The following is a 5,600-nucleotide window of genomic DNA, read 5'->3' as shown; positions in this document are numbered from 1 at the left end:
GCGGTAGGACGGACTGCGGGAACACTCGGCGGGGCAGCGGCGGGGCAGCCGACGGGACACGCGGCAGGACACACGGACGGGGCCTCCCTCGCGGGTGCGGGGGAGGCCCCGTGGCGTCGGTGCCGGCGCGGCGGGCCTCAGGGGGCGGCCGGGTCCGGGGGGTGGCCGAAGCCGAAGGAGGGGCGCAGCTCGGTCCGGGCGGTGGGATCCGCCGCCGACGGGTGCGGAGCCGACGGGTGCGGAGCTGACGGGTCCGGGGCCGACGGGTCGTACGGGCCGGACAGGGTCGGGCTGTTCACCGACGGTTCGGCGGGGGTGGGCCCGTCGACCGGGTGGGCCTGGGCCTGGACTCGTCCCTGGGCCGGGAGCGGCTCGGGGGAGGGCTGGACCGGATCCAGGGCGGTGCGCCCGGAGGAGTCGCTCAGCTTGATCAGCAGCCCCACCATCAGCCAGTTCGCCAGCAGCGACGAACCGCCGGCCGCCAGGAACGGCAGCGCCTTGCCGGTCAGCGGGACCAGCCCGCTCACCCCGCCGACCACCACGAACACCTGGAGCGCCAGCGCCGCCGACAGCCCGGTGGCCAGCAGCTTGCCGAACGGGTCGGTCAGGCCGATCGCGGTGCGCAGACCACGCTGGATCAGCAGCACGTAGACCAGCAGGATCGCGGTCACCCCGGCCAGGCCAAGTTCCTCGCCGATGGTGGTGAAGATGAAGTCGCTGCGCCCGGCGAAGCCGATCAGCCAGGGCCGTCCGGAGCCCAGGCCGGTCCCGGTCAGGTGCCCGGTGCCCAGACTGAACAGCGCCTCGGCGGGCTGTTCGGAGATCGCCTGGTCGTGCACCGGCTTGTAGTAGTCGAGCGGGTGCAGCCAGGCCTCGACGCGGCCGTGCACGTGGGGCTCCACGGTGCCGACCACCGCCGCGCCGCCGACCGCCATCAGCAGCCCGAGCACCACCCAGCTGGTGCGCTCGGTCGCCACGTACAGCATCACGATGAAGAGGCCGAAGAAGATCAGCGAGGTGCCCAGGTCGCGCTCGAAGATCAGCACCAGCAGGCTGACCGCCCAGATCGCCAGCACCGGACCGGCGTGCCGGCCGCGCGGCAGGGTCATCCCCCAGACCTTCCGCCCGGCCAGCGCCAGGGCGTCCCGGTGGGCCATCAGGTAGCCCGCGAAGAAGATCGTGATCGCGACCTTCACGAACTCGTCCGGTTCGAAGGAGGGCAGCCCGGGGAGCTTGATCCACCGCTTGGCGCCGAAGCTGTCGGTCGGCGAGAAGATCGGCGCGGTCAGCAGGATGAGCGCGCCCGCCATCATCAGATAGACGTACCGCTGGAAGAAGCGATGGTGCTTGACCAGCACGATCAGCGCGAGCGCCGCCGCCACCGAGATGAACACCCACATCAGCTGGGAGGGCGCGGCCGGGAGCTTCTGGTAGTCGCCCTTGGCGGCGTGCGCGAGCCGGTAGCTGAAGTCCAGCCGGTCCAGCAGCACCAGGCCGAAGCCGGTCAGGAAGACGCCCAGTGGCAGGATCAGCGGATCGGCGTACGGCGCGAACCGGCGCACCGCCAGGTGGGCCGCCCCGGCCAGCGCGCCCAGCGACAGGGCGTGCACCAGCAGGCCGGGCGGCAGCTTTCCGGTCAGTGCCAGATCGGCGTCGATGTGTCCCGCCAGACAGACGGCCACCGCGAAGGCCAGCAGGCCCAGTTCGATGTTGCGGTGGCGCGTCGCCAGTCGGCGGCCCTCGCCGCGTGCAGTGCTTCGCACCTCGTGTCATCCCCTTGTCGACCACGGCGGGGTCTCGCCGCCGGTGCATCCTTCCAGACGTTTGTGTCTTGGGAGCGGTTGCGAGGAGGAGCGTCCCGCGGGCAGAACTTTGCCTGGGCAAAGCTTTGTTGGGCTTGGGTAAAGCGTTGTTCAGGTCCGGGTATAGAGGCGGGGCCCGGGTGCGGCGGGGCCGTCGCGCGGGGACATCATGGCCGGGCGCCGGGGCGGGCCCGGCGGCGGGTCCCGGCGGTCGGTCCTCCGGCCGGCGGGGCCTTCCGGAACGGGTGAGGTGAGCGGGCGGATGGACGCAGCGGTGGACGGCGCGGTGGGCGGCCCCGCCCCGGTGCTCGCCTACGGCGGGCCGCCGCCGTGGCGGTGGTCCGACCTGGCGACCTCGTGGACGGCCGAACCGCTGGTGCTGGTGCTGTCGGTGCTGCTCGCCGCCTGGTACCTGGGGGCGGTGCGCAGGGTCGACCGGGCGGGCGCCGGAGGGCCGTCCGGTGGCGGGTCCTCGGACGGCGGACTCCCCGGTGGCGGGTCCTCGGGCGGCGGGCGCTGGCAGCCGACCCGGACCGCCGCCTTCCTCGGCGGGCTGCTGCTGTGGATCTGGTGCACCTGCTCCGGGCTCGGCGTGTACGAGCGGATCCTGTTCACCGACCGGGCCGTGCAGGTCGTGCTGCTGCTGATGGTCGTCCCGCTGCTGCTCGCGCTCGGCGCCCCGGTCTCGCTGCTGGTCGAGGCGGCCCCGGCGGCCCGGCGGGAGCGCCTCCTGCGGGCGCTGCGCAGCCGTCCGTCCAAGGTGCTGATGTTCCCGGCGGTCTCCACCGGGCTGCTGATGGCGCCGCCGTGGCTGCTCTACTTCACGCCCTGGTACGAGTGGTCGGTGTCCAGCGGGCTCGGCAACGTCGTGCTGCACCTGGCGCTGGTGCTGCTGGGCCTCGCCTACTTCTGGCCGAGGCTGCAACTGGACCCGGTCGGGCACGAGTACCCGCACCTGGTGGGGCTGTTCATCACCTTCGCCGAGGTGATCTTCGACGCGGGCCTCGGGATCGTGCTGATCTACGGCGGGCACCTGGTGGCCGAGCACTACTACATGGCGCTCGGGCGGCCGTGGGGGCCGAGCCTGGCGCAGGACCAGACCTGGGGCGGCAACGCGTTCTGGGTGCTGGGGGACCTGGTCGGGCTGCCGTTCCTGGCCGCGCTGGTGCGGCGGATGGTGGTGCAGGGGCGGGAGGAGACCAGGGCGGTGGACGCCGACCTGGACGCCCGGTTCGAGGCGGCGGCCGCGCGGGCGCGGGAGGCGGGGCTGCCGGAGGAGGACGAGACCGGGATGCGGCCGTGGTGGCTGGACGATCCGAACCTCAGGCAGCGCTACGGAGGGTAGCGGGTGGCGTGTTCGCCGGGCCGTTTGTGCGGGCCAATTTTGGCCCTCTGTGGCCCCGTTGAGTGCCTCCGCGTCGCATTTCCGCAGGTCAAAAATAGGTTGGCCACAATCCCCCTCTCCGCTAGCGTGTGACACGTCCGGTTCGGGGGCCATTGGGCCGCCCGAGGAGTAGAGAGCAGGAGGTGAACCCCGTGGTCGTTGTCGCCCCGATAGCTGCCCAGGGCAGCACTCGCGTTCACCTCCTTTCCCCGGCCGCCGGCTGAGCCCTTCGCGCCAGCCGTAGCCCGCCGGGACCATCTCCTCCCGAAGGGCCACTGCGTTGTTCAACGCTGCCTCCGTTTCTTCTTCCTCCTCCGCGCACGCTTCCGCCGACTCCTCCGCGGACGCCTCCGTCGGCGCATCCGCCCTGACCGGCTACGGCTGGACGGCCGAACTCGCGGAGCTGTTCGCCCCGTTCGCCGAGGCCGGGCTGATCCCGGCCCGGATCGTCCGGGTCGACCGCGGCCAGTGCGACGCCGTGATCGCCGACCCGGAGACGGGCGAGCCGCGCACCGTCCGGTTCGACACCCGGTCGGTGGGCGACGCCGACATGATCAACTGCCCGTGCACGGGCGACTGGGCGGCCGTGGACCTCCACGCCCTGCCGATGGCCTCCGTGGCCGCGCTGCTGCCGCGCTCCACCGCGATCATCCGCAAGGTGGCCGGCAAGCGCTCCGACGGCCAGGTGCTGGCCGCCAACGTCGACACCGTGCTGATCGCCTCCTCCCTCGCGGTCGATCCCGACCTCGGCCGGATCGAGCGCTTCCTCGCCCTGGCCTGGGAGTCCGGCGCCGATCCGCTGGTCGTCCTCACCAAGGCCGACCTGGTCGACGACGCGGACTTCATCCGGGCCGACGTCGAGGGGGTCGCCCCCGGGGTTCCGGTGCTCGTGGTGAGCGCCGAGACGGGCGAGGGCATGGACGTCCTGCGCGCCTGCACCCCCGGCACCACCGCCGTGATCGGCCAGTCCGGCGTCGGCAAGTCCACGCTCACCAACGCGCTGGTCGGCATCGACGTGATGACGGTCCAGGAGGCCCGCTCGGTCGACCAGAAGGGCCGCCACACCACGACCACCCGCGAGCTGATCCCGCTGCCCGGCGGCGGCGTGCTGATCGACACCCCCGGGCTGCGCGAGGTCGGCCTCTACGGTGGCGAGGGCGTGGACCTGGCCTTCGCCGACATAGCCGAGCTGGCCGAGGAGTGCCGCTTCCACGACTGCGGCCACCACACCGAGCCCGGCTGCGCGGTGCAGGCGGCACTGGCCGACGGCACCCTGCCGCAGCGCCGGATGGACAGCTACCTCAAGCTCCAGCGCGAGAGCGACTGGATCGCCTCGCGCACGGACGCCCGGGTGGCCAAGGCGCGGTTGAAGAAGTGGAAGGCGATCAACAAGTCGATGCGAGCCGCGGGAGGTCCGGTGAAGCGCTGACCTCGGCTCCGGCCGGCCGCCGGGAAACGGCCGCCGGCCGGCCTTCGCCGGGCCCGCCCGGCTCAGCGGAGGTCAGCCACCAGGCGGAAGCGCTGCAGGACCAGCGGGGTGGTGTCGTCCACGGTGAAACCCGGGTCATCGAGGGCTTCGAGCAGCTCCGGACTGCGCCAGAACCGCTCGTGTCCCGCCCGCCATTCGGCGACGCTGGTGAACCCCTCACCCTCGTCCAGGGCGTGCTGGAGGTCGACGTCGGCGAGCGGGGTCACCTGGACGTCCGTGGTCTCGATCACGGCGACCCTGCGGCCGTCCGAGTCGAGCACGGCGGCCCGCTCGCCGACCAGGGGCAGGGGCTCGTTCTCGTGCTCGTAGTCGGCGACCAGGCCGGTGGTGCTGGTCTTGGAGGTGTCGAGGATCGCGGCGACCAGCTGATCCCGCAGCGGGCCGGGGAACGCGAACTCGGCCGACGGCAGGGCGGCGACGCGCGGGTCGTCCACGCCGGTGTAAGGCTGCTGCTCGTTCATCCGGCGAGGGTAGCCGCGGGGCGGCTCGGCTGGCCTGCGATTTTCGGGCGGCGCTCCGACCGGCAGCCGCAGGCACCTGGGCGGCGCGGCGAGTCCCCGGCCTGGGGCGTGACCGGCCTGGCGAGGCGCGGTGTGCGTCACCGGCTCGGCTCCGACACCACCCTGGCGAGGCCCGGTGCTGCCCCGGCTGCGCCTGGGCGCGGGCTGTCGAGCCGTGGGGCCTCCATGGGGCCATGGCTCATGAGGTGAGGCGGTGGCGGGAGGCAGCGGGGATGGGGGAGGGAGGGGGGAGGGGGAGGGCCCGGGCAGTCAGGTAGTAACTCTCCCGCCGAGGTTCCGTCGCCGCTCCGGCGGCCGGAGCGGCGACGGGGCGCGCACCAGGGGGCGCTCCGGAACGGCGATGTCCGATTTTCGCCAGTCACCCCCCGGCCCGTGCCGCAGACTGGACCACGTGATAGACGACG

4 protein-coding genes are annotated in these 5,600 nt (G+C 73.1%); 2 read left to right on the top strand and 2 right to left on the bottom strand.

Going from position 1 to position 5,600, the window contains the following annotated elements:
- Positions 1-137: 137 nt before the first annotated feature.
- A complete protein-coding gene (locus tag ACFRMQ_RS37225) occupies positions 138-1,763 on the bottom strand; it encodes an FtsW/RodA/SpoVE family cell cycle protein (RefSeq protein ID WP_380735284.1) in 1,626 nt (541 codons plus the stop codon).
- A 301-nt stretch (positions 1,764-2,064) separates the two neighbouring features.
- On the opposite strand from ACFRMQ_RS37225, the gene ACFRMQ_RS37220 reads away from it, so the two are divergent.
- Together ACFRMQ_RS37220 and rsgA are read left to right on the top strand one after the other, a co-directional pair.
- Positions 2,065-3,147 (top strand): cytochrome c oxidase assembly protein, encoded by a 1,083-nt coding sequence (locus ACFRMQ_RS37220; RefSeq protein WP_380735283.1) that lies wholly within the window; start codon positions 2,065-2,067, stop codon positions 3,145-3,147.
- A 319-nt stretch (positions 3,148-3,466) separates the two neighbouring features.
- The gene (gene rsgA, locus ACFRMQ_RS37215) at positions 3,467-4,615 is read left to right on the top strand and encodes a ribosome small subunit-dependent GTPase A (protein ID WP_380735281.1); all 1,149 of its coding nucleotides are present in this window, start codon (positions 3,467-3,469) and stop codon (positions 4,613-4,615) included.
- A gap of 62 nt (positions 4,616-4,677) precedes the next feature.
- Here the strand turns inward: rsgA and ACFRMQ_RS37210 are convergent, their stop codons facing one another.
- On the bottom strand, positions 4,678-5,136 hold the full coding sequence (locus ACFRMQ_RS37210; RefSeq protein WP_380735280.1) for an ASCH domain-containing protein: 459 nt from the start codon (positions 5,134-5,136) through the stop codon (positions 4,678-4,680).
- Positions 5,137-5,600 lie beyond the last annotated feature (464 nt).

It is taken from the genome of Kitasatospora sp. NPDC056783 (assembly GCF_042789895.1).
In the GTDB taxonomy this organism is placed as follows: domain Bacteria; phylum Actinomycetota; class Actinomycetes; order Streptomycetales; family Streptomycetaceae; genus Kitasatospora.
This window is presented reverse-complemented; position numbering and strand designations above follow the sequence as displayed.